Below are 25,708 nucleotides of genomic sequence, written 5' to 3'. Positions count from 1 at the left end.
ACCGGAGCCATCGGCTCCGGGTGTCCGGCAGGCCCGTGCGAACCGGAAGGCGGAGAACGTGACCATCACGGCAGGCCCCTACCACCAGGGGTCACGACAGGTGCAGGACCGGGTCGGCGTGCGCGAGCTGGCCGACCACGTCGGCCGCAGCATCGGACCCGGCATCCGCGAGGTGGCGGCGGCCTTCCTGGCCCGCCAGCCCACCCTCGTGGTCGGCGCGGCCGACGCGGCGGGCCGGATCTGGGCGTCGCTGCTCACCGGCGCCCCCGGTTTCGTACGGGCCACCGGCCCCGGCCGCGTCTCCGTCGCCGGCGGCGTCCCGGACGGCGACCCGCTCGCCGAGGCCCTGGCCACCCCCGGCACCCCCGTCGGGACCATCGCCCTCGACCCGCGGACCCGGCGCCGGATGCGGCTCAACGGGATCCTCGAACCCACCCCGCGCGGCTTCGCCGTCGAGGCGGGCGAGGTCTTCTCCAACTGCCCCAAGTACCTCCAGCAGCGCGAGCCCGTGGAGGTGCTGTGGGACGGACCGGGTGTCGTGCGGCGCGGCGGCGCGCTCACCCCCGACCAGGCGCGCGGCGTGCGCGCCGCCGACACCTTCTTCATCGCCACCGCCGCCGGGGACGGCGCCGACGCCAGCCACCGCGGCGGCAACCCCGGCTTCGTCGAGGTGCTCTCCCCGACCGAGCTGGCCTGGCCCGACTACGCCGGCAACGCCATGTTCCTCACCCTCGGCAACCTGGTCGAGGAACCCCGGGCCGGCCTGCTGTTCCCCGACTGGGAGACCGGCCGCACCCTCCAGCTCACCGGCCGGGCCCGCACCGAGTACGGGCCGGACGGCTCCCGCACCGTCCGCTTCACCGTCGAGGAGACCGTGGAGGGCGAGCACCCGGGCCGGCTGCGCTGGAGCGCCCCCGACTACTCCCCGGCCAACCCCCCGGTGCCTCACCGGGGCAGGACGACCACGTAGGCGGCGGGCTCGCGGTCACCCGAGGCGGTCAGCGCGGTACGGATCACCGTGGCCTGCTGCTCCGGGTGGTCGCGCAGCTTGCGCGGGGTGATGTACACGACGGTGAGCCCGAGGCGCTCCAGGTGCTCGCGCTTGCGGGCGTACTCGGACCACTGCTCGTCCTCGCCCTGGCGGGGGGCCCGGGTGTCCAGCTCCACGGCCACCGCGTGGTCGGGCCAGTACGCGTCCACCCCGCCCAGGTGCGGCCCGCCGGGCAGCCGCAGGTCCACGTTCCAGACCGGGTCCGGCAGCTGGTGCTCCCGCACCAGCCGGTACAGCCGGTCCTCGGCGATCGCCCTGCCCTCCGCCAGCAGCGAGTCCACCGCGTCCACCACGTGCGGCCGGTTCAGCAGTCGGGCCAGCGTCAGCTCCCGTACCGCGGCGGCCGGTTCGCAGTGCCCCCCGCGCACGGCCTCGCTGAGCAGCCGCCGCACCGTGCCCGCGTCCGCCAGCTGCGCCACCGCGTCGGCCAGCGCCCGGGCCACCGGCGCCACCGGCACCCCGGTCACCTCCTCGGCGATCGGCGGGGTGTGCGCCCGGACCAGCCGTACGCAGCCGACCGAGCGCAGTCGGCGGGTGCTCGGCACGATCACGTCGATCTGCTCCAGCGCCGGCAGCGGGGGCGCGGAGGAGAACCCGTACAGCGCCAGCGCCGCCAGACCGGTGATCATGGCGTCCCCGAACCCCTTCTGCTGCGGCACCGAGGTGCCGGCCGGGCGGCCCGCGTAGAGCAGCGCGGCGTGCAGCCGCTCCTCGCTGGTGGCCGGGCCGGGGTGGAGCAGGAACACCCCCGGCAGGAACTGCTGCCAGGGCCCGCCCGCGCGGCAGCGCTCGGCGGTGGCGGCGGCGGTCACGCCGTGCTCGCGCAGCTGCGCGACGCTCAGCACCCGGCGGGTGCCGGAGAGGTGGTGCAGGGGGCGGGGGGAGGCCGGCGGGACGGGGGAGGGGGTCTGACCGCCGTAGGTGGGGGAGTTGTGGTTCATGCCGGGGATGTTCCCGCCCCCGGATCCCCCGCTAACCGCTGTTACAGCCCCGTCGACAAACCCGGACAACCCCGCACTAAAGTACGGACGTTCGAGAGCCGATGGGGACCGGCTGGGCCGGCCCCCACCGCCACTCGGGTGGACTACTCGGCCGCGTCGCGCGCCTGCGCGCGCAGGGCGCGGGCCAGGTCGTCGCGGGCCTCCAGGACCAGCCGGCGCAGCGCGGGAGCCGCATCGGCGTGCGAGGAGAGCCACGCGTCCGTGGCGGCCAGCGTCTCGTCGGAGCTCTGCAGCGCCGGGAACAGCCCCTGCACGATCAGGATGCCGATCTGGATGGACCGGTCGGCCCACACCCGGTCGATGGCCTCGAAGTACTTCGGCGCGTACGGGGCGATCAGCTCCCGCTGCCCCGCCTGCTGGAAGCCCGCGATCGTCGCCTCCACCAGCGCGTTCGACAGCGCGTCCGACTCCACCACCGACGCCCACGCCTGCGCCTTCACGGCCTCCGAGGGCCGCGCCGCCAGGCAGCGCACCGAGTGCCGCTTGCCCGAGGCCGTGTCGTCGCGGGCCAGCTCGGCCGCGATCCGCGCCTCGTCGGCCAGACCCTCGGCCGCCAGCGGCTCCAGCAGGTCCCAGCGCAGCTCCTGGTCCACGTCCAGCCCGTCGATCAGGGCGGTGCCGTCCAGCAGCCCGGCCAGCAGCCGGTGGTCGGCCTCCGTGCTCGCGGTCGCGGCGAAGAAGCGCGCCCAGGTCAGCTGGTGCTCGGAGCCCGGCTCGGCCTGCCGCAGCTCGTGCAGCGCGCCCGCCGCCAGCTCCCGGCCGCCCTGCTCGCGCCACTCGGGGGCGGCGTAGTGGGTGACGGCCATGCGCGCCTGCCGGTGCAGGATCTGCAGCACGCCCACGTCCGACTCGCGGCCGGCGAAGGCCAGCACCATCGAGACGAAGTCGCGCGCGGGCATCAGGCCGTCCCGCGTCAGGTTCCACAGCGCCGACCAGCACAGGGCCCGGGCCAGCGGGTCGCTCAGGTCGCCCAGGTGCTTGCGCAGCGCCGCCAGCGAACCCTCGTCGAAGCGGATCTTGCAGTACGTCAGGTCCTCGTCGTTGACGAGCACCAGCTCCGGCCGCTCCGCCCCGGACAGCTCCGCCACCACGGTCCGGGCCCCGGCCACGTCGGCCTCGGCGCGGGCGTACCGCACCAGCGCGCCCTGCTCGATGCGGTACAGGCCCACGGCGACCCGGTGCGGGCGCAGCTCGTCGCCGTCCTGGACGACGGCCAGCTCGGCGATCCGCCCCGCGTCGTCGTACGTCAGGACCGGGGTCAGCGCGTTGACGCCGGCGGTCTGCAGCCAGGCCCGCGACCACTCGGCCATGTCCCGGCCGGACACCTCCGCGAGCACGGTCAGCAGGTCGTCAAGGCGGGTGTTGCCGTAGGCGTTGGCCTTGAAGTAGCGGCGCGCGCCCTCCAGGAAGGCGTCCCGGCCCACGTACGCCACCAGCTGCTTGAGCACCGAGGCGCCCTTGGCGTAGGTGATCCCGTCGAAGTTGAGCTTGGCGTCCTCCAGGTCGCGGATGTCGGCCGTGACCGGGTGGGTGGAGGGCAGCTGGTCCGCTCGGTACGCCCAGGACTTGCGGTTGTTGGCGAAGGTCACCCAGCCGTTCTTGAAGCGGGTGGCCTCGGTCATGGAGAAGGAGCCCATGAAGTCCGCGAAGGACTCCTTCAGCCACAGGTCGTCCCACCACTTCATGGTGACCAGGTCGCCGAACCACATGTGGGCCATCTCGTGCAGGATGACGTTCGCCCGCGCCTCGTACGAGGCCTGCGTGACCTTCCCGCGGAAGATGTACTCCTCGCGGAAGGTGACCATGCCCGGGTTCTCCATGGCGCCGAGGTTGTATTCGGGCACGAAGGCCTGGTCGTACTTCCCGAAGGGGTACGGGTAGTCGAAGTTGTCGTGGAAGAAGTCGAAGCCCTGCTTGGTGATCAGGAAGACGTCGTCCGCGTCGAAGTGCTTCGCCAGCCCCTTTCGGCACATGGCGCCGAGCGGGATCTCCAGCTCGCTGCCGTCGGCGAAGGTCCGGCGGTAGGTGTCCGTCACGTAGTGGTACGGGCCGGCGACCACGCAGGTGATGTACGTGGAGATGGGCTCGGTCACCGCGAAGCGGCGGGTCAGGCCGTCCCGGGACTCCTCGGCGCCGTTGCTCCACACCTGCCAGCCCTCGGGCGCGGTGACCTCGAAGCGGTACGGCGCCTTCAGGTCGGGCTGCTCGAAGTTGGCGTAGACCCTGCGCGCGTCGGCGGGCTCGTACTGGGTGTAGAGGTAGACCTCGCCGTCCTCGGGGTCGACGAAGCGGTGCATGCCCTCGCCCGTCCGGCTGTACGCGCAGTTCGCGTCCACCACCAGGACGTTCTCCGCGGCCAGGCCGTCCAGCGCGATGCGCGCGCCGTCGAAGACCGCCTCCGGGTCCAGCTCCCGCCCGTTGAGGGTCACCGAGTTCACCGACGGGGCGATGAGGTCGGCGAAGGTGGCGGCGCCGGGGCGGTTCGCGCGGAACGTGACCGTCGTCACCGAGCGGAAGGTGCGCGGCCCGTCCGCCGGTTCGGCCTCGTCCACCGCGGAGCGGAGGTCGAGCGAGACCTCGTACGCGTCGACGGACAGCAGCTCGGCCCGCTCGTGGGCCTCGTCGCGGGACAGATTCTCACCGGGCACCGGCACTCCTTCGTGCGTGATCGCCTTTTGACGGACGAATCCTCCCACGGGGAATGTCCGGGCATTCGGGCTGGTTGGCGGGAAGGATGCGCCCGTACGGGCGTGCGAACGAGACGGACGCGAAGGAGAGACATGTCTGACACCCAGGTGGCCGAGAAGACTCCGGTCGACTTCTGGTTCGACCCGATCTGCCCCTGGGCCTGGATGACGTCCCGCTGGATGCTGGAGGTCGAGAAGGTCCGTGACGTCGAGGTCCGCTGGCACGTGATGAGCCTCGCCGTCCTCAACGAGAACAAGCTGGAGGAGCTCCCGGAGCGGTACCGCGAGCTGCTCGGCCCCAAGGGCTGGGCCCCCGTCCGCGTCGTGGTCGCGGCCCAGCAGAAGCACGGTGACGAGGTCACCGGCAAGCTCTACACCGCCCTCGGCACCCGGATCCACAACGAGGCGAAGGGCGCCACCCGCGAGGTCATCGCCGAGGCCCTCGCCGAGGTCGGCCTGCCGGCCGAACTGCTCGACTACGCCGACTCCGACGAGTTCGACATCGAGCTGCGCGCCTCCCACAAGAACGGCATCCAGCGCGTGGGCGAGGACGTCGGCACCCCGGTCATCTCGGTGCCCGGCGCCGACGGCTCGGACGTCGCCTTCTTCGGCCCGGTCGTCACCCCGACCCCCAAGGGCGAGGCCGCCGCCCGCCTGTGGGACGGCACCCTGCTCGTGGCGTCGACCCCCGGCTTCTACGAGATCAAGCGCACCCGCACGCAGGGCCCGTCCTTCGAGTAGTCCGATCTGCACCGCACGCGGCAGACCCCCACGAGTCACGTCCTCGTGGGGGTCTGCCGTTTGACACGCCCGCACGCGAAGGCTGAGAAGACGATCACGAGGCGGGCGGCTCGGGGTGCCGCGGGGGTGTCGCGGTGGATCAGCCCCTGGCGGGGATGAGGAGCGGCGTCTTCGCCTTGGCGTCGGCGTAGCGCTTGGCCACGTCCTGCCAGTTGACGACGTTCCACATCGCCTCGATGAAGTCCACCTTCTGGTTCTTGTACTGCAGGTAGAAGGCGTGCTCCCAGGCGTCGAAGACCAGGATCGGGGTGCTCGCGACGCCCACGTTGCCCTGGTGGTCGTAGATCTGCTCGACGATCAGGCGGCCGGCGACCGGCTCGTACGCGAGCACGCCCCAGCCGGAGCCCTGGGTCGCGGAGGACGCGAAGGTCAGCTGCTTCTTGAAGGCCGCGAAGGAGCCGAAGGACTCGGTGATCGCGTCCGCCAGCTCGCCCACGCCGTCCGCGGCGGTGGGCTCGCCGCCGCCCTCGCCGGTCTTCGGGCTGGCCATGTTGTGCCAGTAGATGCTGTGCAGGATGTGGCCGGAGAGGTGGAAGGCCAGGTTCTTCTCCAGGCCGTTGAGCGCGCCCCAGTTCTCCTTGTCGCGGGCCTCCGCCAGCTGCTCCAGCGTGTTGTTGGCGCCCGTGACGTACGCCGCGTGGTGCTTGTCGTGGTGCAGCTCGATGATCTGCGGGTTGATCACCGGCTCCAGCGCCGCGTAGTCGTACGGAAGCTCGGGAAGTACGTAGACGGACATGGCGGTAGATCCCCTCCAGCTGCTTATTGCAAGTAATACGCAACTGCACGCTAACAGTAACTGATCAAGCATTCACCTAAGGCGAACCTCAGTAACCGGGGGTACGCACGTGGAAGGGCCGGCCCCACGCGATGCGTGGAACCGGCCCTTGATGTGCCGTCAGGGGCGGGTCAGCCCCGGGGGAGCCGCCGCTGCCGCGCGTACCCCAGCGCCGCCAGGGCGACGGTCAGCCCGCCGGTGAACAGCACCTGCACCCGCGTGTCGTCGTCCCACGCCATCAGCGCCAGCACGCCGGCCACCCCGGCGAGCGCCACCCACGTCAGGTACGGGAAGCCCCACATCCGCACGACCAGCTTCTCCGGCGCCTCGCGCTCGGTCCGGCGGCGCAGCACGAACTGGGAGACCGCGATGAAGCCCCAGACCACCAGGATCACGCCGCCCACCATGTTGAGCAGCCACGCGAACAGGGTCGTCGGGTACCAGTAGGACAGCAGCACGGTCACGAAGCCGAAGCCGGAGGAGGCCAGTACGGCGCGCCGCGGGATGCCCTTCGACGCCTTCCCCAGCGCCCGGGGTCCCTGGCCGCGCGCCACCAGCGAGTACGCCATGCGCGAGGAGCCGTAGATGTTGGCGTTCATCGCGGACAGCAGGGCGATCAGGATCACCACGTTCATGATCTGACCGGCGCCGGGGATGCCCAGGTGGTCCAGTGTCGCCGCGTACGGCCCGTCCTCCGTGACCGCCTTCGCGTCCCACGGGACCAGGGTGACGATCACCAGCATCGAGCCGACGTACACGACGGCGATCCGCCACATCGTGGTCTTCACGGCCTTGGTCACGCCGCGCACCGGGTCCTCGGACTCGGCGGCGGCGATGGTCACCGTCTCCAGACCGCCGTACGCGACCACCGACGCCAGCAGGCCGACCAGCAGCCCGTCCACCCCGGTCGGCAGGAAGCCGCCGTCGCCCAGCAGGTTGGCCGTGCCGGGGGAGTCGGTGCCGGGCAGCACGCCCAGGACCGCCAGGGTGCCCAGGACCAGGAAGAGGCCGATGGCGCCGATCTTGAGGGTGGCGAACCAGAACTCGAACTCGCCGAAGCTGGAGACCGCGGCGAGGTTGCTGCCGCAGAACACCGCCATGAAGACCAGCACCCACAGCCAGGACGGGGTGCCGGGCAGCCAGCCCTGCACGATGTGCGCGGCGCCGATCGCCTCGATGGCCACGCCCACGCAGAGCAGGGTCCAGAACATCCAGCCGGCGGTGAAGCCGGCCCAGGGGCCGATCGCCCGCTCGGCGTGGACCGAGAAGGAGCCCGAGGCGGGGTTGGCGGCGGACATCTCGCCGAGCATCCGCATCACGAACATCACCAGCAGGCCGGAGGCCGCGTACGCCAGCACGATCGAGGGGCCGGCCGCGGCGATGCCCGCGCCGGAGCCGACGAAGAGCCCGGCGCCGATGACGCCGCCGAGGGCGATCATCGAGAGGTGGCGTTGCTTGAGGCCGTTGGAGAGGGCGGAGCCCTGGTGTGCCGGGGGTGCCTCGTTCGTCCGCTCTTCGGGCGGAACGGTGTGACTCATGGGGTGTTGCCTGTCCGTGTGCGGGGACGGGATGGGGCGCCCAGTCTGGCCGGAGCGTCCGGCAGTCGGACGTGAACGCCCGTTATTCGGACAGCCGGCTCACCCGGCGTGACCGTCCCCGCACGAGAGGCGCGCGGCCCGGCCGTTCCTCGCGGACCGGGCCGGGTCCCGCGGCGTCAGCTCCGCCGGGCGCGGATCTCCCGTACCCAGGCGACCAGCAGCACGAGCGCCGTCGCGCCGGCCGACCACAGCACCTGCGTACGCGCCGAGTCGTCGAACAGCATCAGCACCAGCACGGCCGCCATGCCCGCCAGTGCCAGCCAGGTCAGGTACGGGAACGCCCACATCCTTAGCACCAGCCGCTCCGGCGTCTCCCGCTCGATCCGCCGCCGCAGCAGCAGCTGCGAGACGGCGATCAGCGTCCAGACGAACAGCAGCACCGCGCCGACCGCGTTGAGCATGTAGAGGAAGACCGACTCCGGCCAGAGCAGGTTCAGCACGACGGAGACGAAGCCGAAGGCCACCGACGCCAGCACCGCCCGCCGGGGCACCCCGCCGCCGGAGACCTTCAGCAGCCCCTGCGGTGCCTCGCCGCGCTCGGCCAGCGAGAACACCATCCGCGAGGAGCCGTACAGGTTCGCGTTGAGCGCCGAGAGCAGGGCCACGAAGACCACGATGTTCATGATCTGGCCGGCCGAGGGGATGCCGATCGAGTCCAGGACCGCCACGTACGGGCTCTGCCCGGGCTCCAGGGAGTCCCACGGCAGCAGCGTCACGATGACGGCCATCGAGCCGATGTAGAAGAGGAGGATGCGCCAGACCGCGCTGCGCACTGCCCGGGAGACCGAGCGGGCCGGGTCGTCCGACTCGGCGGCCGCGATGGTGACGACCTCCAGACCGCCGAACGCGAAGATCACGGCGAGCACGCCGGAGACCACGCCCTCCCAGCCGTTGGGCAGGAAGCCGCCCTGGCCGGTGAGGTTGGTCAGGCCGACCGGGTCCGTGTCGGGCAGCAGGCCGAAGACCGCCAGGCCGCCCAGCACCAGGAACGCCACGATCGCGAAGACCTTCAGGGCCGCGAACCAGAACTCGAACTCGCCGAAGTTCCGCACCGCCGCCAGGTTGCTGACCGTGAAGACCACCATGAAGATCAGCACCCAGGCCCACTGCGGGACTCCCGGCGCCCAGCCGTTGGCGATCTTCGCCGCGCCGGTGGCCTCCACCGCGAGCACGACCACCAGCAGGAACCAGTACAGCCACCCCACCGAGAAGCCGGCCCAGCGGCCCATCGCCCGCTCCGCGTGCACGGAGAAGGAGCCCGACGCGGGCATCGCGGCCGCCATCTCGCCGAGCATCCGCATCACCAGCATCGCCAGGGCGCCGGCGAGCAGGTACGAGACGATGATCCCGGGGCCCGCGACGGCGATGCCGCCGCCGGAGCCGACGAACAGACCGGCGCCGATCACCCCGCCGAGGCCGAGCATGGTCAGGTGGCGCTGCTTCAGACCGTGGCCGAGGGGTTCCTCCGGCAGGTCGGGCAGCGCGGTTTCACGGAGGGGTGCTTGTGGCATTCCAACAGTCTCTCTGAGTCCGCGCCCGCCGTGCAAAACGGACGTGACGCACTATTAGTCCGAGTGATCCGCGTCACTTCGGGGCGTAAGGAACTCCCGTCGGAGGTCCTGGCTTTGTGCATTCCCCACCAAGGGAGGGAAGAGGGCTTTGTGCCCGGACGACGGTGATCATCCCGAGCGGCCGGGACTAACGTCCTGAGGGCAAGCCACCCCCTCACCCTCCCGGAGCACCGATGAGCACCGCTTCCGTCACCTTCCGGCCCGGCGCCGTCCTCGCCGACCTGCTGCCCGCCAGCCGCACCCGCGACGTCCTGCTGGTCTCCGGCGGTGCGGCCCTGATGGGCGTCGCCGCGCAGATCGCCGTCAAGGTGCCGGGCCTGGTCGTGCCCATCACCGGCCAGACCTTCGCCGCCCTGCTCGTGGGCACCGCGCTCGGCGCCCGACGCGGCTTCCTCTCCATGGCGCTCTACACCCTCGTCGGCATGGCGGGCGTGCCGTGGTTCGCCGAGGGCACCTCCGGCGCCGGCGGCGCCACCTTCGGCTACGTGCTCGGCATGCTGCTGGCCTCGACGCTGGTCGGCGCCCTGGCCCGGCGCGGCGCGGACCGCTCGGTGGCCCGTACCGCCGGGGCGATGGTGCTGGGCTCCGCCGTGATCTACGCGGTCGGCGTGCCGTACCTGGCGCTGGCCACCGGCATGTCCCTGTCCGCCGCGGTGGCCGCGGGCATGACGCCGTTCCTCGTCGGTGACGCCCTCAAGGCCGCGCTGGCCATGGGCGTGCTGCCCGCCGCGTGGAAGCTGCTGGGCCGCAAGGGCTGACGCCGGGCGCGGTCGCCCGTACCGCGAAGCCCCGGTCCGCGAGCGGCGGACCGGGGCTTCGTCATGCGTACGGCCGGGACGGCGGCCGCGGGGGTCAGGCCTCGACGGAGGCCTTGCGGGTCTTCTGCAGGACCACGCCGACCAGCGCCACGACCGCGGCGACGACGGTCGAGAGGATGACGACCTTGCGGTTGCCGTCGTCGAAGAACATGTAGCCGATGACGAACATGATCATCGCGGCGGTGGCCCAGGTCAGCCACGGGAACAGCCACATCCGGACGGTGACCTTCTCCGGGTCCTCGCGCAGCAGGATCCCGCGCATCTTCAGCTGGGTGAAGCAGATCGCCAGCCAGACGAAGAGGGCGATGGCACCCGAGGCGTTCAGGAGGAAGTCGAAGACCGTGTCCTTGAACGCGTAGTTGAAGTAGACGGCGAGGAAGCCGAAGACCACGGAGCCGAGGATCGCGGCGGTCGGCACGCCCTTGGCGTTGACCTTGGCGAAGGACTTCGGCGCGTCGCCGCGCTCACCCAGCGAGAACGCCATGCGGGAGGCGGTGTACAGGCCGGAGTTCAGGCAGGACAGCACGGCGGTCAGGACGATGACCTCCATGATCGTGCCGGCGTGCGGGATGCCGATCGAGTCCAGGGCGGCGACGTACGAGCCCTTCTCGACGATCGACTTGTCGTTCCACGGCAGCAGGGTCAGGACCACGAAGATCGAGCCCAGGTAGAAGACGCCGATGCGCCAGATCACCGAGTTGGTGGCCTTGGTGACCGCGCGGCGCGGGTCCTCCGACTCACCGGCGGCCAGCGTGACGATCTCGCTGCCCATGAAGGAGAAGACGACCATCAGCACACCGGTGAGGATCGCGCCGGCGCCGTTCGGCAGGAAGCCGCCGGCGTCCGTCAGGTGCGCGAAGCCCGCACCCGGGTTGTCCGAGCCCGGCAGCACGCCGAAGACGGCGAGCAGACCGACGATCACGAAGCCGCCGATGGCGACGACCTTGATGCCCGCGAACCAGAACTCGAACTCGCCGTACGACGAGACCGAGGCGAGGTTGGTGGCCGTCAGGACCACCATCACGATGAGCGCCCACGCCCACTGCGGGACGGCCGGGATCCAGCCCTCCAGGATCACCGCACCCGCCGTGGCCTCCACGGCGAGCACGACGACCCAGAAGAACCAGTACAGCCAGCCGATGGAGAACCCGGCCCAGCGGCCGAGCGCGCGGTCGGCGTACGCGGAGAAGGAGCCGGAGTTCGGGCTGGCCGCGGCCATCTCGCCCAGCATCCGCATCACGAAGACGACCATGGCGCCGACGAGCGCGTAGGAGATGAGGATGGCCGGACCGGCCTTGGCGATGCCGCCGGACGAGCCGACGAACAGGCCCGCCCCGATGACGCCGCCGATGGCGATCATGGACAGGTGGCGGTTCTTGAGACCGGCCTTCAGACCGTCGGAAGACTGGGGGGTGCCGGGGTCACCGGCGCCGCCTGCCTTCTGAAGGGTCGTCGTGGAGCTCATGGACGAATCCTTAGGTTCTCGGGTTTCGAGCCCGGGCATTCAAACCCGGAGTGGTCCCGGGACGGAAGACCCCAATCCGGATCGTTGTCACATGACAATCGACCCGGGCGCGTCGGGACCAAAGTCCCGACCCCCCTCAACTGGGGTCTTAGGGATTACTTGAGCTTTCGACGTGACTTACGCGACACCCCGGCGCGGTCCGGCGAGACCCACGTGCCACACTCGGAGTCATGCGCGTGTACCTCGGATCCGACCATGCCGGCTTTGAGCTCAAGAACCACCTCGTGGACTGGCTCAAGAACAACGGCCACGAGCCCGTCGACTGCGGGCCCCACATCTACGACGCCGTCGACGACTACCCCCCGTTCTGCCTGCGCGCCGCGGAGAAGACCGCCGCGGACCCCGACAGCCTCGGCATCGTGATCGGCGGCTCCGGCAACGGCGAGCAGATCGCCGCCAACAAGGTCAAGGGCGTCCGCGCCGTGCTGGCCTGGAGCGTCGAGACCGCCAAGCTCGGCCGCGAGCACAACAACGCCAACGTGATCTCCGTCGGCGGCCGGATGCACACCGAGGAAGAGGCCACCAGCTTCATCGAGGCCTTCCTGGCGACCCCGTACTCCGACGAGGAGCGCCACACGCGCCGCATCGACATGCTCTCCCGCTACGAGGTGACCGGCGAGCTCCCGCCCATCCCGGCCCACCACCCGCAGGACCAGTAGCACCCGCGTGCCGCCGGACCCCCGTCCGGCGGCACCGCCATGTCCCGCCGCCGGGCGGCACCGCCGTGTCCCGCCGCCGGGCGGCCGCCGCCCGGAACCCCGCTGCGCCCGCCGCACGGCCCAGGCCCCGCCCGCCCCGCCGGCCGGGGCATGTCCGACCGAGGAGAACAGCCGTGCCCGAAGGGCATACGATCCACCGCCTCGCCCAGGACCACGCCGAGCGCTTCGAGGCCCGGCCCGTACGCGTCAGCAGCCCCCAGGGCCGCTTCGCCGACGGTGCGGCCCTCGTCGACGGCCGCGAACTGGAGCGCGCGGAGGCCCACGGCAAGCACCTCTTCCTCGGCTTCCCCGGCGACGACTGGATCCACATCCACCTCGGCCTCTTCGGCAAGTACGGCTTCGGCCCCGCGCCCGCCCCGCCGGCCACGGACACCGTCCGCATGCGGCTCCTCAACGAGGACCACCACGCCGACCTGCGCGGCCCCACCACCTGCGCCCTGATCGGCGAGGCCGAGAAGAAGGCGATACACGACCGGCTCGGCCCCGACCCCCTCCGGGACGGCGACGACCCCGACCGCGCCTGGCGCCGGATCTCCCGCTCCCGCACCACCATCGCCGCCCTCCTCATGGACCAGAAGGTCGTGGCCGGCGTCGGCAACGTCTACCGCGCCGAGGTCCTCTTCCGGCACGGCATCGACCCGTACCGCGCCGGCAAGGACGTCACCCGCGCCGAATGGGACGCGATGTGGGCCGACCTCGTCCTCCTCATGCGCGAGGGCGTCCGCAACAACCGCATCGACACCGTCCGCCCCGAGCACACCCCCGAGGCCATGGGCAGACCGCCGCGCGTCGACGACCACGGCGGCGAGGTGTACGTCTACCGCCGGGCCGACCTGCCCTGCCACCTCTGCGGCGGCGAGATCCGCACCGCCGGCCTGGCCGCCCGCAACCTCTTCTGGTGTCCCGCCTGCCAGCAGCGCTGACCGCCCCGGCGGAGCTGACCGACGGATGTGCGGGGGTACCCCTGCGCGGACACAGGCTGGATGGATAGGGTCCCGAAGCAATGGCCGGAGCGCGCGTGGAATCACTCGTGGCACGGATGCGCAAGGCTGCGCACCGGGCCCGGACCGGCCTGCGCAGATCCGCGGTCGACTACTTCCGCGGCGACGCCTCCGACTGGCTCGCCTTCACCGGCCTCTTCCTGACCGTCCCCGCCATCGCCTGCGGCACGCTCGTGATGCCGGTCTGGTTCGCGCCCTCCGCCCTCGTCCTGCCCATCGTGGCCGGCGGCCTGCTCCTGCGGCCCGCCTCCCTGCTGGGCCTGTACGCCGCCGCCGCGACCGCCCTCATCGTCGAGTCCGTGGTCCTCGGCCCGTACACCCAGGGCCCCGGCCGGGTCACGCCCGGAACCGTCCTCGTCGTCGCCGCCTGCGGCTTCTTCGGGCTGGTCATCGCCCAGTTCCGCAGCCGCGTCGGCGTCCCCTGGCGGCGCGGCGGAACCATGCTCTTCGACCTGCGCGAACGCATCCGGGTCCAGAGCAAGCTGCCCGCACTGCCGCGCGGCTGGCACCGCGAGATGGCCCTGCGCCCCGCCGGCGGCCAGTCCTTCTCCGGCGACTTCGTCGTCGCCGCCCGGACCAACGGCGGCCGCACCCTGGAGATCGTCCTCACCGACGTCTCCGGCAAGGGCATGGACGCCGGCTCCCGCGCGCTGCTCCTCTCCGGCGCCTTCGGCGGCCTGCTCGGCTCCCTCCCGCCCCGGGACTTCCTGCCCGCCGCCAACGGCTACCTGCTCCGCCAGGACTGGGACGAGGGCTTCGCCACCTCCATCCACCTCGTCCTCGACCTGGAGACCGGCGACTACCAGCTCCTCTCCGCCGGACACCTGCCCGCGCTCCAGCTCTCCGCCGGCACCGGCCGCTGGGAGGAGAAGAACGGCGAGGGCCCCCTGCTCGGCGTCTACGACGGCGCCGGCTTTGAACCCGCCACCGGCAACCTGCGCCGCGGCGACGTCCTGATGCTCTTCACCGACGGGCTCGTCGAGACCGCCGACCGCGACATCAGCGAGGGCATCGACCGGCTCACCGGCGAGGCCGACCGCTACGTCGCCTCCGGCTTCGAGGGCGCCGCCTGGCACCTCATCGAGAAGGTCGCCAAGGACGTCAACGACGACCGCGCCCTGCTGCTCATCCGCCGGTCAGCCTGACCACGGCCCTGGGGACAGCCCCACCCCCGGTCCGCCGGAGACCGTCATGGTCCCGCCCCCGCCCCGCTCCGTAGCGTCGGGAACGACAGCAGGGACAGCGGAAAGGGACGGCCATGGGGCTGCGCAGGAACCGGCGGAACAAGGGCGAGGCGCAGGCGGCACACGCCCCGGCACCGGTACCGGGACACGCCCCCGGACACGCGCTGGGCGCCGTACCCGGGTACGCGGCCACCGCGCCCGGCGCCGTGGAGCTGCGCGGCGTCCGGCGCGCGTACGGGCGCGGCGACACCGCCGTGCACGCCCTGCGCGGCATCGACCTCAGCCTGCCCCGCGGCACCTTCACCGCGGTGATGGGCCCGTCCGGCTCCGGCAAGTCCACCTTCCTCCAGTGCGCCGCCGGGCTCGACCGCCCGACCGACGGCTCGGTCCGCCTCGGCGGCACCGAGATCACCGGCATGAACGAGAACCGCCTCACCGAGCTGCGCCGCAGTCGCCTCGGCTTCGTCTTCCAGGCCTTCAACCTGCTGCCCTCGCTCACCGTCGAGCAGAACGTCCTGCTGCCCATGCGGCTGGCGGGCGCCCGCCCCGACCGGCGCCGCGCCGCCGAGCTGCTGGCCCGCGTCGGACTGGACGGCAAGGGCGGCCGCCGCCCCGCCGAGCTGTCCGGCGGCCAGCAGCAGCGCGTCGCCATCGCCCGCGCGCTGGTCACCAGCCCGGACGTGGTCTTCGCCGACGAGCCGACCGGCGCCCTCGACACCACCACCGCGGCCGAGGTCCTCGGCCTGCTCCGGGACGCCGTGGACTCCCTCGGCGCCACCGTCGTCATGGTCACCCACGACCCGGTGGCCGCCGCCCACGCCGACCAGGTGCTGTTCCTCGCCGACGGGCTGATCGTGGACCGGCTGGCCGGCGCCGACGCGCCGCGGATCGCCGCCCGGATGACCTCCCTGACGGCTCCGGCGTACGCGGGGGCGGCCGCCTGATGACGCGTACGAACGGACTGGCCCGCGCGGCCCTGCGCTTCCGGCCGGCGGCCTTCGCAGGCACCTTCCTCGCCCTGTTCACGGCGGTTGCGATCGTCTCCGCCTGCGGCATCCTGCTCGAAACCGGCCTGCGGGCGAGCGTCCCGCCCACCCGCTACGCCGGAGCCCCCGTCCTCGTGGCAGCCGACCAGCAGCTGCACCAGCGCTTCGGCCGGGGCGAGGGCACGTACGACGCGGCCGTCCGCGTCCCGGACCGCGCCCGCGTCCCCGCCGCCCTGCTCACGGAACTGGCGGGCACCGGCGCCCGCGCCGTGCCGGACACGGTCTTCCCGGTACGCGCGGTCACCCCCGACCCGGCCCCGGGCACGGCCGCCGACACGGCCCCGGCCCCGGGCACGGCCGCCGACACGGCCCCGGCCCCGGGCACGGCCGCCGGCACGGGTTCCGGCACCGGCACGGAGGCAGGTGCCCGCTCCGGTCCCGGCCGCCCGGCCACCGCCCTCGGGTCCGCACCCGGGGCCACCCTGACCGCCTCCGGGTGGGGATCGACCGCCTTCACCGGTGAGCGCCTCACCGCCGGCAACGCGCCGGGGGAGGGGCAGGCCGTCCTGCCCGTCGGTACCGCCGGCGTCGGCGACCGCGTCACGCTCGACACTCCCGTGGGCGTCCGCCACTTCCGGGTCTCCGGCCTTGCCGCGACGCCCGCGGCCGGCGCGGCACCCGCCGGCGGCGCCGTCTGGTTCGGGGACGCGCAGGCCCGCGTACTCTCCGGGCACCCCGGCAGCTTCGACGCCATCGCGCTGCTGCCCGCGCCCGGAACCACGCCCGGCGAGCTCGCCGACCGGGCCGCCAAGGCCCTCGGCGGGGCCGCGCTCGTGCACACCGGCGACGACCGGGCCACCGACCCGGCGCTCGCCGCCGCGCAGGAGGTCCTCACCGGCCTCGGCGGCTCCTTCGGCGGCGTGGCCGCCATGGTCGCCGTCTTCACCGCCGCCGGCACCGTCGCCCTCTCCGTGGGCCAGCGCGCCCGCGAGTACGCCCTGCTCCGCGCCATCGGCACCACGCCCCGCCAGATCCGCCGCACCATCGCCACCGAGGCCCTGCTCGTCGCACCCGTCGCGGGAGCCCTCGGCTGCGTCCCCGGCACCGCCCTCGCCACCTGGTGGTTCGGGCAGCTGAAGGAGAAGGGCGCCATCCCCGGGGCCGTGGAACTCACCGTCTCCTGGCTGCCGCTCACCATCGCCGTCGGCACCGGTCTGCTGACCGCCCTCGCCGCCGGGTACCTCGCCGCCCGCCGCCCCTCCCGCACCAAGCCCGGCCAGGCCCTCACCGAGGCCGCGGTGGAGCGCCTGCGCCCCGGCAAGGTCCGCACCCCCCTCGGCCTGGCCGCCCTCGCCGGCGGCATCGCCTGCGCCGGCCTGGCCGCCGCCGGCAGCGGCGACGACGCGGCCAACGCCGCCCTCGGCGTGGTCATGCTGTTCATGCTCGCCGTCGCACTGCTCGGCCCCCTGATCGCCCGCGCCGCGGCCGGCCTCTTCGGGCTCCCGCTGCGCGCCGCCGGCCCCGCCGCCTCGCTGGCCGCCGCCAACTCCCGTACCAACGCCCGCCGCCTGGCCTCCGCCATCACCCCCATCGTGCTGGCCATGGCCTTCTCGTCCGTCCTGGTCTTCCTGCACACCAGCGAGGACCGGGCCACCCGCGAGCAGCAGACCGCCGGGGTCCTCGCCGACCGCGTCGTCACCGGCGACCTCCCCACCGACGCGGCCGCCCGGGCGGCCGCGCTGCCCGGCGTCACCGCCGCCGTGCCCGTCATCCGCACCTCCCTCGTCATCCCCGTCGACGGCGTGGAGGGGTACCTCCGCACCGCCTCCGCCCAGGCCGTCTCCGGGGACCTCACCGCCGTCCAGGACCTCGGCGTCGGCAAGGGCTCCCTGGCCGCGCTCCGGCCCGGCACCGTCGCCCTCCACGCCTCCCTCGCCGACACCGCCGGGGTCCGCGTCGGCGACCGCCTCGACCTCCGCCTGCCCGACGGCACCCGGGCCCGTCCCACCGTCGTCGCCGCCTACACCCGCGGCCTCGGCTTCGGCGAGGTCACCCTCCCGGCGGCCGACCTGCGCGGACACCTCACCGACCCCGCCCCGCACGAGCTGTTCGTACGCGGCTCCGCCCCCGGCCTCGCGGCCCTCGGCGGCACGGTCACCGACCGGGACGGCTGGACCACCGCCCAGAACCTCGACCGGCGCCTCAACGCCTGGGCCAACACCACCATGGCGGCCGTGCTCGGCGGCTTCGCCGCGATCGCCGCCGCCAACACCCTGGTCATGACCGTCCTCGACCGGCGCCGCGAGCTGCGCACCCTGCGCCTGGTCGGCTCCACCCGACGCCAGGTGCTCCGCATGATCCGCTGGGAGGCCCTGCTGGTCGGCGCCGTCGGCCTGACCCTGGGCACGGCCATCGCCCTGGCCACCCTGGTCCCGCTGGTCGGCGGCGTCACCGGCGGCTCCCCGTACATCCCGGTGCCGGTGTACGCGTCCTTCGCCGGCGGCATCCTCCTGCTGTCCCTGACGGCCACCGCCCTCCCGGCCAGACGCGCCCTGCGCCCGGGCACGACCACGGCGGCATGAGGCGCGGTGGGTACCGGGCCGGCACCCACCGGCCACCCGGCCCGGATTGGCCCGGTACCCCCGCCCTCACCACGCCTACCGTGCGGCCATGGACGCGCACCTCGCACACGACCTCGACCGGCTCCCCGACCTGCTGGAGGCCACCCGCCGCCACGCCGTGGAGATGCTGGCCGGCCTCGACGCCCGGCCGGTGGTCCCGGCCGCCTCCGCACCCCCGAAGACCGGGCCCCTCCCCGAGCACGGCGCCGGACTCGCCGCCGCCCTCGACGCCTTCGCCGAGGACTGGGCGCCCCGGCTCTCCGCCAGCGCCGGCCCCCGCTACCTCGGCTTCGTCACCGGCGGCGCCACCCCCGCCGCCCTGGCCGGCGACTGGCTCACCGCCGCCTACGACCAGAACTCCAACTCCGCCCTCGACGGGGCCGGCCAGGAGCTGGAACGCGCCACCGTGGGCTGGCTGCGCGAGCTGTTCGGCCTCTCCGACGCCCACCACGGGACGTTCGTCAGCGGCGCCACCATGTCCAACACCACCGGCCTCGCCGTCGCCCGCGAGTGGCTGGGCGAGCGGCTCGGCGTCTCGCCCGCGGAGGACGGCGCCGCCGCGCTGGGCCCCGTACGCGTCCTCTCCGGCGCCCCGCACTCCTCCGTCGCCAAGGGCCTCTCCGTCCTCGGACTCGGCCGCCGCTCCCTCGTCCCCGTCCCCACCCTGCCCGGCCGCGAGGCGGTCGACCCGGCGGCCCTGGAGCGGCTGCTGGCCGAGGGCGACGGCCGGCCCTGCGTGGTCGTCGCGAACGCCGGCACCGTCAACACCGTCGACTTCGACGACCTCCGGGCCGTCGCCGCGCTCCGCGAGCGCCACCCCTTCTGGCTGCACGTAGACGCCGCCTTCGGCGCCTTCGCCGCCCTCTCGTCCGGACACGCCCACCTCGTCGACGGCCTGGACCTCGCCGACTCCGTCTGCGTCGACCTGCACAAATGGCTCAACGTCCCCTACGACAGCGCCGTCCAGTTCACCCGACGCCCCGACCTCCAGGCCCGGGTCTTCCAGAACGCCGCCGCCTACCTCGGACCGCTCGGCGAACACCCCGACCTGGTCCACCTCACCCCGGAGAACTCCCACCGGCTACGCGCCCTCGCCGCCTGGTTCACCCTGGCCGCCTACGGCCGCGCGGGCCACCGGGAGGTCGTCGAGCGCGACGTCGCCGCGGCCCGGGCCCTGGGGGAGGAGCTGGCGGCCGCGCCCGAGTTCCGCCTGCTGGCGCCCGTACGGCTGAACGTCGTCTGCTTCACCCTCGCCGACCGGCCCACCCCCGAACGCCTCACGGCCCTGCGCGAGGCCGCAGGCCCCGAGGTCTTCGTCACCCCCACGGTCTACGGTGGCACTGCCGCCCTGCGGGCCGCGTTCTCCAACTGGCGAACCACCGGTGCCGACGTACGGAGGGCGGCGCGGGCCCTGCGCGAGGCGGCCGCCGGGCTCGCCGGGCCGGCGTGACGCCCGTGAGGGGGAGACCCGCATGACGTACCTGAGCCTCGACGAGGTCGAGCAGATCGCCCGTACCGCCCACGAGGGCCAGACCGACAAGGCCGGCCGGCCCTACGCCGAGCACCTCGCGGCCGTCGCCGAGGGCGTCCGCGCCCGCGGCGGCAGCGAGGCGCAGCGGGCCGCGGCCTGGCTGCACGACTCCGTCGAGGACGACCGGCTGTCCGTCGAGTGGCTGGATTCCGCCCCTCTCCCGGCGGAGGTCAAGGCCATGGTCCTGGCCGTGACCAAGCGCCCCGGCGAGCCGGCCGAGGAGTACGCCGCGCGCATCCTCGCGACCCCCGGCGCGCTCCTCGTCAAGGAGGCGGACCTCGCGCACAACGCGGACCCCGCACGGCAGGCGGTGCTCGACGCCGCGACCCGGGAGCGGCTCACCGCCAAGTACGCCGGGATGCGCGCGCTCTTGGGCCTCCCGGCCGGCCCGCAGGGGTGAAATATGCCTGAAGCACGTCGAGTTGGCCGGATTCGGCTGTCCACGATTCGTCACGGGGCGGATAGCACCGGCCACTTGGTGGCACGATGAGGGCATGGGGGTGTGCGCGGCCGTATGCCCCGGGCCGACAGGGACGACCGAGGGTGTGATGAGTAATGGCCATTTCGCTGTCAGTGGTGGTGCTGTTGGCGATCATTCTGGTGGTGCTGATCCGTGGCAACCACCTCAAGGCCGGCCCCGCCGTCGTCGCGGTCCTCTTCGGCTTCTTCCTGGCGTCCAGCTCCATCGCGCCGGACGTCAACAGATTCCTGACCTCCCTCGCGGACACCATCGCCGGCATCAAGCTCTAGAACGCAGAGAGCCGGCCCCGCGGGGGACCGGCTCTCTGCGTCATTGGAGCGGGCGACGGGAATCGAACCCGCGTAGCTAGTTTGGAAGACTAGGGCTCTACCATTGAGCTACGCCCGCACTGCGAAGCACCGCAGGTCACAGGACCGCGGTACGCACTGCATCCTAGCGGGTCCCGGGCGCCGGGCGCACACCCCATTCCAGGCGGCGGAACACGCGCGTCGGAGCGTCCGCGGGCATGTACCCTACGTGTCGCACCGACGGGGTGTGGCGCAGCTTGGTAGCGCGTCCGCTTTGGGAGCGGAAGGTCGTCGGTTCGAATCCGGCCACCCCGACCACCTTGCACCACCTTGATCGCGTTGTGGGCCGACTCGTGCTTGCGGTTACTATGCAAGCTGCGTGCCCGTGTGTCTGATGTGCCGGGCCCGATCCGCTGATCCGCTGAACACCACAGCATCGGCAGAACCCCCCGAAGTCAGCCACAAGGAGACCGAACCGTGAAGAGCGCCGTGGAGACCCTGAACCCGACCCGGGTTCGGCTCACTGTCGAGGTGCCCTTCGAGGAGCTCAAGGACAGCCTCGACGCGGCGTACAAGAAGATCAACCAGCAGGTCACGGTCAAGGGCTTCCGCAAGGGCAAGATCCCGGCCCGGGTCATCGACCAGCGCTTCGGCCGCGGTGCCGTCTTGGAGGAGGCCGTCAACGACGCCCTCCCGAAGTTCTACACCGCCGCGGTCAACGAGGCCGAGCTGAACGTCCTCGGCCAGCCCGAGGTCGACATCACGGAGCTGAAGGACGGCGAGACGCTGAACTTCACCGCCGAGGTCGACGTCCGCCCGGCCATCGAGATCCCGGACTACACCGGCATCGAGGTCGAGGTCGACGCGGTCGAGGTCACCGACGAGGACATCGAGAAGTCGGTCGAGCAGCTGCGCAACCGCTTCGCGTCCACCAACCCGGTCGAGCGCGCCGCCGCCGAGGGCGACGTCGTCACGATCGACCTCGAGGCCAAGGTCGAGGGCGAGGTGCTGCCCGACGGCGTCGCCTCCGACGTCTCCTACACCATCGGCTCCGGCGAGCTGCTCGACGGCATCGACGAGGCCGTGACCGGCCTGGAGGCCGGCGGCGAGGCCACCTTCACCTCGCAGCTGAAGGGCGGCTCCGCCGAGGGCAAGGACGCCGAGGTCACCGTCAAGGTCACCCAGGTCGCCGCCCGTGAGGTGCCGGAGCTCGACGACGAGTTCGCCCAGCTGGCGAGCGAGTTCGACACCCTCGAGGACCTGAAGGCGGACAGCCGCAAGCGCCTCGAGAACATGAAGCAGTACGACCAGGCCACGCAGGCCCAGGAGCGCGTCCTGGAGAAGCTGCTGGAGCTCGTCGAGGTGCCGATCCCCGAGAAGCTGCTCGAGGACGAGATCAACACCCGCAAGCACAACCTGGAGCACCACCAGCTCGGCCAGATGGGCCTGACCCTCGAGAAGTACCTCGAGTTCCAGGGCAAGACGGTCGAGGAGTTCGACGCCGAGACCAAGGAAGCGGCGGTCAAGGGCATCAAGACGCAGTTCGTCCTCGACGAGCTCGTCAACAAGGAGAAGCTGAACGTGAACCAGGAGGAGCTCACCGAGCACCTCATGCGTCGCGCCGCCTCCTCCGGCATGTCCCCCGACCAGTTCGCCCAGGCCGTCGTCGAGGGCGGCCAGGTCCCGATGCTGGTCGGCGAGGTCGCCCGCGGCAAGGCCCTCGCGGTCGTCGTCGAGGCCGCCAAGGTCACCGACACCAACGGCAACGAGGTCGACCTGTCCGACGAGGACGAGGACGAGATCGCCGAGGCCGTCGTCGAGGCCGCCGAGGGTGCCTCCGACGAGGACGAGGCCAAGTAGGGCCCCAGGTCGCGGCGGGCCCCACACGGCCCGCCTGAGCCCGTACGGAGGGCCCGGACGCAGCAGCGTCCGGGCCCTCCGGCGTATCCCCTGCCGGGCGCCGGACGGGTGCTCGCGGGCACGGAACGGAAGCCGCCGGAGGCCGTACGCACCTTGCGCTCCCAGCGAACAGTTCGGGAAGCGGGATGGCGTTGTCCGACCTGCGCGTTAGGGTCCATGAATACGAGGGCACTGCCCTCTGAACGAGACGCTGAGACGGCCGACGACCGGCCGTCGGAGACGAGCAGGTGGATACGTGACGAATCTGATGCCTTACGCCGCGGGTGAGCCGTCCATCGGTGGTGGCCTCGGCGACCATGTCTACAACCGGCTGCTCGGCGAGCGCATCATCTTCCTCGGCCAGCAGGTCGACGACGAGATCGCCAACAAGATCACGGCGCAGCTGCTCCTCCTCGCGGCCGACCCCGAGAAGGACATCTACCTGTACATCAACAGCCCCGGCGGCTCCGTCACCGCGGGCATGGCGATCTACGACACCATGCAGTTCATCCCGAACGACGTGGTCACCATCGGCATGGGCATGGCCGCCTCCATGGGCCAGTTCCTGCTGACCGGCGGCACCGCGGGCAAGCGCTTCGCCCTGCCGAACACCGACATCCTGATGCACCAGGGCTCGGCCGGCATCGGCGGCACCGCTTCGGACATCAAGATCCAGGCCCAGTACCTGCTGCGCACCAAGCAGCGGATGGCCGAGATCACCGCGCTCCACTCCGGCCAGACCGTCGAGGCGATCATCCGCGACGGCGACCGCGACCGCTGGTTCACCGCGGAAGAGGCCAAGGACTACGGCCTCATCGACGAGATCATCTCTGCCGCGTCCAGCGCGCCGGGCGGCGGCGGCACCGGAGCCTGATCCCGGCCCCGCGCCCCCAGCCGACAGCCCCCGCAGAACGCCACAGGATGGTGAACACCCACATGCAGAACAACTTCTCCGCGAGCGGCCTCTACACCGGCGCTCCCGTGGACAACCGCTACGTCGTCCCGCGCTTCGTCGAGCGCACCTCGCAGGGCATCCGCGAGTACGACCCGTACGCGAAGCTCTTCGAGGAGCGCGTGATCTTCCTCGGCGTGCAGATCGACGACGCCTCCGCCAACGACGTCATGGCGCAGCTGCTGTGCCTGGAGTCGATGGACCCGGACCGCGACATCTCGATCTACATCAACAGCCCCGGCGGCTCGTTCACCGCGCTGACCGCCATCTACGACACGATGCAGTTCGTGAAGCCGGACATCCAGACGGTCTGCATGGGCCAGGCCGCCTCCGCCGCCGCCGTCCTGCTCGCCGCCGGCACCCCCGGCAAGCGCATGGCGCTGCCGAACGCCCGCGTGCTGATCCACCAGCCGTCCGGCGGCACCGGCCGCGAGCAGCTCTCCGACCTGGAGATCGCGGCCAACGAGATCCTCCGGATGCGTGACCAGCTGGAGTCCATGCTGGCCAAGCACTCCTCGACGCCGATCGAGAAGATCCGCGAGGACATCGAGCGCGACAAGATCCTCACCGCCGAGGACGCGCTGGCCTACGGCCTGATCGACCAGATCATCTCCACCCGGAAGATGAACAACATCTGATCCTCGCGGCCCCTTGGCGTGGCCACTTCGCCGCTCCGGCGATGTGAACCACGTCAAGGGGGCCCCGTACCGGGGCCCCGGCAGGGTACCGTCGGATATGAGGCACCAGGAGCGCTGAACCAAGCGTCTCCCAGGCGAAGGGGAAGCACCTCGTGGCACGCATCGGTGACGGCGGCGACCTGCTCAAGTGCTCGTTCTGCGGAAAGAGCCAGAAGCAGGTGAAGAAGCTCATCGCAGGCCCCGGTGTGTACATCTGCGACGAGTGCATCGACCTCTGCAACGAGATCATCGAAGAGGAACTCGCGGAGACCTCCGAGGTCAGGTGGGAGGAACTCCCCAAGCCGCGCGAGATCTACGAGTTCCTGGAGAGCTACGTCGTCGGGCAGGAGCCCGCGAAGAAGGCGCTCTCCGTCGCGGTGTACAACCACTACAAGCGCGTCCAGGCCGGCGAGAACGGCGGCGCGCAGGGCAGGGACGACGCGATCGAGCTCGCGAAGTCCAACATCCTGCTCCTCGGCCCGACCGGCTCCGGCAAGACGCTGCTCGCGCAGACGCTCGCCCGGATGCTGAACGTCCCGTTCGCCATCGCCGACGCCACGGCGCTGACGGAGGCGGGATACGTCGGCGAGGACGTCGAGAACATCCTGCTCAAGCTGATCCAGGCGGCCGACTACGACGTCAAGAAGGCCGAGACCGGGATCATCTACATCGACGAGATCGACAAGGTCGCCCGTAAGAGCGAGAACCCGTCGATCACGCGTGACGTCTCGGGCGAGGGCGTGCAGCAGGCCCTGCTCAAGATCCTGGAGGGGACCACCGCTTCGGTCCCGCCGCAGGGCGGCCGCAAGCACCCGCACCAGGAGTTCATCCAGATCGACACGACGAACGTGCTGTTCATCGTGGGCGGCGCCTTCGCCGGCCTGGAGAAGATCATCGAGTCGCGGGCGGGTGCCAAGGGCATCGGCTTCGGCGCGACGATCCGCTCCAAGCGGGAGATCGAGGCGAGCGACCAGTTCCAGGAGGTCATGCCGGAGGACCTGGTGAAGTTCGGGATGATCCCCGAGTTCATCGGCCGCCTCCCGGTCATCACCAGCGTCCACAACCTGGACCGGGAAGCCCTCCTCCAGATCCTGGTCGAGCCGCGGAACGCGCTGGTGAAGCAGTACCAGCGCCTCTTCGAACTCGACGGCGTCGAGCTGGACTTCGAGCGCGAGGCACTCGAAGCCATCGCCGACCAGGCCATCCTCCGCCAGACCGGCGCGCGCGGCCTGCGCGCCATCATGGAAGAGGTCCTGATGTCGGTGATGTACGAGGTCCCGTCCCGCAAGGACGTGGCCCGCGTGGTCATCACCGCCGACGTGGTCCGCTCCAACGTGAACCCGACCCTCGTCCCCCGCATCGTCCCCAAGGACCAGGGCCCGCACGAGAAGTCGGCGTAGCGCGTCCGGTATCGACAAACGCAAGGGGCGCCCTCCTGGCTTGGGAGGGCGCCCCTTGCGTTCGTGTTCCGGACATTCGCGCCATGAAACCGGTCAAACGTTCTAAATCGCCTTGATATGGCGCGAGGTTCCTTGATCCACTC

At 72.0% G+C, this 25,708-nt stretch carries 21 protein-coding genes and 2 tRNA genes; 16 read left to right on the top strand and 7 right to left on the bottom strand.

Translation table 11 applies throughout. From position 1 onward, the window contains the following. Positions 1–58 precede the first annotated feature (58 nt). Complete coding sequence (locus tag ACIQUQ_RS14425) at positions 59–970, top strand: pyridoxamine 5'-phosphate oxidase family protein (protein WP_403975243.1); 912 nt, start codon at positions 59–61, stop codon at positions 968–970. Here ACIQUQ_RS14425 and ACIQUQ_RS14420 read toward each other — a convergent pair. Further along, positions 946–1,992, bottom strand: coding sequence for a hypothetical protein (locus tag ACIQUQ_RS14420; RefSeq protein ID WP_403975241.1), 1,047 nt, complete (start codon positions 1,990–1,992; stop codon positions 946–948). The genes ACIQUQ_RS14425 and ACIQUQ_RS14420 overlap by 25 nt on opposite strands. A 143-nt stretch (positions 1,993–2,135) precedes the next feature. Then, positions 2,136–4,700 carry an aminopeptidase N gene (gene pepN / locus ACIQUQ_RS14415; protein ID WP_403975240.1) on the bottom strand — a complete coding sequence of 855 codons (2,565 nt, stop codon included), beginning with the start codon at positions 4,698–4,700 and terminating at the stop codon, positions 2,136–2,138. A gap of 132 nt (positions 4,701–4,832) precedes the next feature. Here pepN and ACIQUQ_RS14410 point away from each other — a divergent pair, with 132 nt between their 5' ends. After that, positions 4,833–5,480 (top strand): DsbA family protein, encoded by a 648-nt coding sequence (locus ACIQUQ_RS14410; RefSeq protein WP_403975237.1) that lies wholly within the window; start codon positions 4,833–4,835, stop codon positions 5,478–5,480. Positions 5,481–5,619: 139 nt separating this feature from the next. Here the strand turns inward: ACIQUQ_RS14410 and ACIQUQ_RS14405 are convergent, their stop codons facing one another. From ACIQUQ_RS14405 to ACIQUQ_RS14395, 3 genes are all read right to left on the bottom strand, one after another. After that, complete coding sequence (locus ACIQUQ_RS14405) at positions 5,620–6,276, bottom strand: superoxide dismutase (protein WP_403975235.1); 657 nt, start codon at positions 6,274–6,276, stop codon at positions 5,620–5,622. A 170-nt stretch (positions 6,277–6,446) separates the two neighbouring features. Then, complete coding sequence (locus tag ACIQUQ_RS14400; RefSeq protein ID WP_403975233.1) at positions 6,447–7,853, bottom strand: amino acid permease; 1,407 nt, start codon at positions 7,851–7,853, stop codon at positions 6,447–6,449. Between the two features lie 176 nt (positions 7,854–8,029). After that, entirely contained in the window at positions 8,030–9,424 is a 1,395-nt protein-coding gene (locus ACIQUQ_RS14395) for an amino acid permease (protein ID WP_403975231.1), read from the bottom strand. A gap of 233 nt (positions 9,425–9,657) precedes the next feature. On the opposite strand from ACIQUQ_RS14395, the gene ACIQUQ_RS14390 reads away from it, so the two are divergent. Next, positions 9,658–10,242 carry a biotin transporter BioY gene (locus ACIQUQ_RS14390; RefSeq protein WP_403975228.1) on the top strand — a complete coding sequence of 195 codons (585 nt, stop codon included), beginning with the start codon at positions 9,658–9,660 and terminating at the stop codon, positions 10,240–10,242. 94 nt (positions 10,243–10,336) lie between these two features. Here the strand turns inward: ACIQUQ_RS14390 and ACIQUQ_RS14385 are convergent, their stop codons facing one another. Further along, a complete protein-coding gene (locus ACIQUQ_RS14385; protein ID WP_403975225.1) occupies positions 10,337–11,767 on the bottom strand; it encodes an amino acid permease in 1,431 nt (476 codons plus the stop codon). A gap of 230 nt (positions 11,768–11,997) precedes the next feature. On the opposite strand from ACIQUQ_RS14385, the gene ACIQUQ_RS14380 reads away from it, so the two are divergent. From ACIQUQ_RS14380 to ACIQUQ_RS14345, 8 genes are all read left to right on the top strand, one after another. Continuing rightward, entirely contained in the window at positions 11,998–12,486 is a 489-nt protein-coding gene (locus ACIQUQ_RS14380) for a ribose-5-phosphate isomerase (protein WP_403975223.1), read from the top strand. 173 nt (positions 12,487–12,659) lie between these two features. Further along, complete coding sequence (locus tag ACIQUQ_RS14375) at positions 12,660–13,469, top strand: Fpg/Nei family DNA glycosylase (protein ID WP_403975221.1); 810 nt, start codon at positions 12,660–12,662, stop codon at positions 13,467–13,469. An 80-nt stretch (positions 13,470–13,549) separates the two neighbouring features. After that, entirely contained in the window at positions 13,550–14,692 is a 1,143-nt protein-coding gene (locus tag ACIQUQ_RS14370) for a PP2C family protein-serine/threonine phosphatase (RefSeq protein ID WP_403975219.1), read from the top strand. Between the two features lie 113 nt (positions 14,693–14,805). Then, a complete protein-coding gene (locus ACIQUQ_RS14365) occupies positions 14,806–15,675 on the top strand; it encodes an ABC transporter ATP-binding protein (RefSeq protein WP_403975216.1) in 870 nt (289 codons plus the stop codon). Continuing rightward, positions 15,675–18,299 carry an FtsX-like permease family protein gene (locus ACIQUQ_RS14360; protein ID WP_403975213.1) on the top strand — a complete coding sequence of 875 codons (2,625 nt, stop codon included), beginning with the start codon at positions 15,675–15,677 and terminating at the stop codon, positions 18,297–18,299. The genes ACIQUQ_RS14365 and ACIQUQ_RS14360 overlap by 1 nt, the downstream gene beginning before the upstream one ends. An 88-nt stretch (positions 18,300–18,387) precedes the next feature. Further along, positions 18,388–19,788, top strand: coding sequence for a pyridoxal phosphate-dependent decarboxylase family protein (locus ACIQUQ_RS14355; RefSeq protein WP_403975211.1), 1,401 nt, complete (start codon positions 18,388–18,390; stop codon positions 19,786–19,788). Positions 19,789–19,810: 22 nt separating this feature from the next. After that, the gene (locus ACIQUQ_RS14350; protein WP_403975209.1) at positions 19,811–20,269 is read left to right on the top strand and encodes an HD domain-containing protein; all 459 of its coding nucleotides are present in this window, start codon (positions 19,811–19,813) and stop codon (positions 20,267–20,269) included. A gap of 155 nt (positions 20,270–20,424) precedes the next feature. Next, positions 20,425–20,619: a hypothetical protein gene (locus tag ACIQUQ_RS14345; RefSeq protein ID WP_399950698.1), complete on the top strand. Its 195-nt coding sequence runs from the start codon at positions 20,425–20,427 to the stop codon at positions 20,617–20,619. A 44-nt stretch (positions 20,620–20,663) separates the two neighbouring features. On the opposite strand, the gene ACIQUQ_RS14340 is transcribed toward ACIQUQ_RS14345, so the two are convergent. Continuing rightward, positions 20,664–20,737: transfer RNA gene (locus tag ACIQUQ_RS14340), tRNA-Gly, on the bottom strand. A gap of 141 nt (positions 20,738–20,878) precedes the next feature. Between ACIQUQ_RS14340 and ACIQUQ_RS14335 the strand changes: the two genes are divergently transcribed. The 5 genes from ACIQUQ_RS14335 (at position 20,879) to clpX (ending at position 25,565) form a co-directional block, all read left to right on the top strand. Then, positions 20,879–20,955, top strand: a tRNA-Pro gene (locus ACIQUQ_RS14335). Positions 20,956–21,114: 159 nt separating this feature from the next. Next, positions 21,115–22,497, top strand: a complete 1,383-nt coding sequence (gene tig / locus ACIQUQ_RS14330; protein ID WP_403975207.1) for a trigger factor — start codon at positions 21,115–21,117, stop codon at positions 22,495–22,497. 295 nt (positions 22,498–22,792) lie between these two features. Next, entirely contained in the window at positions 22,793–23,410 is a 618-nt protein-coding gene (locus ACIQUQ_RS14325) for an ATP-dependent Clp protease proteolytic subunit (RefSeq protein WP_403975205.1), read from the top strand. 47 nt (positions 23,411–23,457) lie between these two features. After that, positions 23,458–24,126, top strand: a complete 669-nt coding sequence (locus ACIQUQ_RS14320; RefSeq protein WP_399950707.1) for an ATP-dependent Clp protease proteolytic subunit — start codon at positions 23,458–23,460, stop codon at positions 24,124–24,126. Between the two features lie 152 nt (positions 24,127–24,278). Then, the gene (clpX, locus tag ACIQUQ_RS14315; RefSeq protein WP_007264060.1) at positions 24,279–25,565 is read left to right on the top strand and encodes an ATP-dependent Clp protease ATP-binding subunit ClpX; all 1,287 of its coding nucleotides are present in this window, start codon (positions 24,279–24,281) and stop codon (positions 25,563–25,565) included. Positions 25,566–25,708: the final 143 nt, after the last annotated feature.

Source organism: Streptomyces sp. NPDC101118, from assembly GCF_044759445.1.
Classification (GTDB): domain Bacteria; phylum Actinomycetota; class Actinomycetes; order Streptomycetales; family Streptomycetaceae; genus Streptomyces.
The sequence above is the reverse complement of the archived record's forward strand: the minus strand, read 5'-3'. Positions and strand labels throughout refer to the sequence as shown.

Bases quoted from the DNA above. Each gene is read 5' to 3' on its own strand.
- ACIQUQ_RS14320 (WP_399950707.1), top strand. From the start codon at position 23,458: ATGGTGAACACCCACATGCAGAACAACTTCTCCGCGAGCGGCCTCTAC.
- ACIQUQ_RS14420 (WP_403975241.1), bottom strand. From the start codon at position 1,992: ATGAACCACAACTCCCCCACCTACGGCGGTCAGACCCCCTCCCCCGTC.
- ACIQUQ_RS14380 (WP_403975223.1), top strand. From the start codon at position 11,998: ATGCGCGTGTACCTCGGATCCGACCATGCCGGCTTTGAGCTCAAGAAC.
- ACIQUQ_RS14385 (WP_403975225.1), bottom strand. From the start codon at position 11,767: ATGAGCTCCACGACGACCCTTCAGAAGGCAGGCGGCGCCGGTGACCCC.
- ACIQUQ_RS14390 (WP_403975228.1), top strand. From the start codon at position 9,658: ATGAGCACCGCTTCCGTCACCTTCCGGCCCGGCGCCGTCCTCGCCGAC.
- ACIQUQ_RS14345 (WP_399950698.1), top strand. From the start codon at position 20,425: ATGGCCATTTCGCTGTCAGTGGTGGTGCTGTTGGCGATCATTCTGGTG.
- ACIQUQ_RS14355 (WP_403975211.1), top strand. From the start codon at position 18,388: ATGGACGCGCACCTCGCACACGACCTCGACCGGCTCCCCGACCTGCTG.
- ACIQUQ_RS14410 (WP_403975237.1), top strand. From the start codon at position 4,833: ATGTCTGACACCCAGGTGGCCGAGAAGACTCCGGTCGACTTCTGGTTC.
- ACIQUQ_RS14365 (WP_403975216.1), top strand. From the start codon at position 14,806: ATGGGGCTGCGCAGGAACCGGCGGAACAAGGGCGAGGCGCAGGCGGCA.
- ACIQUQ_RS14405 (WP_403975235.1), bottom strand. From the start codon at position 6,276: ATGTCCGTCTACGTACTTCCCGAGCTTCCGTACGACTACGCGGCGCTG.
- ACIQUQ_RS14395 (WP_403975231.1), bottom strand. From the start codon at position 9,424: ATGCCACAAGCACCCCTCCGTGAAACCGCGCTGCCCGACCTGCCGGAG.
- ACIQUQ_RS14360 (WP_403975213.1), top strand. From the start codon at position 15,675: ATGACGCGTACGAACGGACTGGCCCGCGCGGCCCTGCGCTTCCGGCCG.
- ACIQUQ_RS14400 (WP_403975233.1), bottom strand. From the start codon at position 7,853: ATGAGTCACACCGTTCCGCCCGAAGAGCGGACGAACGAGGCACCCCCG.
- ACIQUQ_RS14370 (WP_403975219.1), top strand. From the start codon at position 13,550: ATGGCCGGAGCGCGCGTGGAATCACTCGTGGCACGGATGCGCAAGGCT.
- ACIQUQ_RS14350 (WP_403975209.1), top strand. From the start codon at position 19,811: ATGACGTACCTGAGCCTCGACGAGGTCGAGCAGATCGCCCGTACCGCC.